The organism is Actinocorallia populi (assembly GCF_002995495.1).
GTDB classification, from domain to species: domain Bacteria; phylum Actinomycetota; class Actinomycetes; order Streptosporangiales; family Streptosporangiaceae; genus Actinocorallia; species Actinocorallia populi.
Genome location: NZ_PVZV01000025.1, coordinates 1 through 1,516, shown reverse-complemented (window position 1 = coordinate 1,516; position 1,516 = coordinate 1). Strand labels below are relative to the sequence as shown.

Annotated in this window: 2 protein-coding genes; both read left to right on the top strand. The window is 65.1% G+C overall.

Going from position 1 to position 1,516, the window contains the following annotated elements:
- The coding region (locus C2865_RS39030) for an ABC transporter permease (protein ID WP_157964116.1) at positions 1-353 on the top strand (353 nt) is incomplete at its 5' end.
- 101 nt (positions 354-454) lie between these two features.
- Complete coding sequence (locus C2865_RS39025; protein ID WP_456297951.1) at positions 455-1,408, top strand: ABC transporter ATP-binding protein; 954 nt, start codon at positions 455-457, stop codon at positions 1,406-1,408.
- Positions 1,409-1,516: the final 108 nt, after the last annotated feature.

Genomic DNA, 1,516 nt, shown 5'->3' with positions numbered 1-1,516 from the left:
GGTTGACGCGTGCGGGAATGCTGGAGACGTTGAACGAGGACTACATCCGGACGGCCCGTGCGAAGGGCCTGCCGGAGCGGACCGTCATCACCAAGCACGCGCTGCGGGCGTCGTTGACGCCGATCCTGACCGTTTTCGGGTTGGACCTGGGTCTGCTGCTGGGTGGTGCGGTGCTGACGGAGAAGACGTTCGGTTTCGCGGGTCTGGGCGCTTTGTCGATCGACTCGATCGAGTCGGGCGACCTGCCGATGGTGATGGGCGTGGTGCTGCTGGCGACCATCTTCATCGTGCTGGCCAGCCTGATCGTGGACGTCCTTTACGCCGTCGTCGACCCGAGGGTGAGGCTGAACTAGTGAAGAGCGCATCCGTTCCCGCCGCGTCCGGGACGCGCCCCTTCCTCGAGGTGCGCGACCTGCGGATCCACTTCCCGACCGACGACGGCCTGGTGAAGTCCGTGGACGGGCTGAACTTCCAGCTCGAGCGCGGGCAGACCCTGGGGATCGTGGGCGAGTCGGGGTCGGGCAAGTCGGTGACGAGCCTGGGGATCCTGGGCCTGCACAACCGCAGGAACTGCCGCATGTCCGGAGAGATCTGGCTGAACGGCAAGGAGCTCATCGGGGCGTCCCCGGAAGAGGTCCGCAGGCTGCGGGGCCGCAACATGGCGATGATCTTCCAGGATCCGCTGTCGTCGATGCATCCGTTCTATTCGGTGGGTTCGCAGATCGTCGAGGCTTACCGGATTCATCATGATGTGTCGAAGAAGGTCGCGCGTAAGCACGCTGTGGAGATGCTCGGCAGGGTGGGTATTCCGACTCCGCAGAAGCGGGTGGATGATTATCCGCATCAGTTCTCGGGTGGTATGCGGCAGCGGGCGATGATTGCGATGGCGTTGTCGTGTGATCCTGAGTTGTTGATCGCCGATGAGCCGACGACGGCGTTGGACGTGACGGTTCAGGCGCAGATTCTGGATCTGTTGCGGGATCTGCAGGAGGAGTTCAACTCCGCGATCATCATGATCACCCACGACCTCGGCGTCGTCGCCGAGCTGTCCGACCGGATCATGGTCATGTACGGCGGCCGCTCCGTCGAGCAGGGCAGCGTCCAGGAGATCTTCCACTCCCCGGCGCATCCCTACACGTGGGGTCTGCTGGGGTCGATGCCGCGGCTCGACCGGGTACGCTCCGAGCGGTTGATGCCGGTGAAGGGCACTCCTCCTTCGTTGATCAACCTTCCGTCGGGGTGCGCGTTCCACCCGCGGTGCGCCTACGCCGACCTCAACGCCGGACGCAGCACCACCGAGCGCCCCGAACTGCGGCCGGCGGGCGAACCCGGGCACCTGGTCGCCTGCCACCTGTCCGCCGAGCAGCGCCAGCAGATCTGGGAGACCCAGATCCGGCCGAACCTGTAGAAGGTGAAGTGAGTTGAGTACCTCAGGAACTCCGCTGCTGGAGGTCACCGACCTGCGCAAGCACTTTCCCGTGCATGCGGGGCTGCTGCGCCGTCAGGTGGCGGCGGT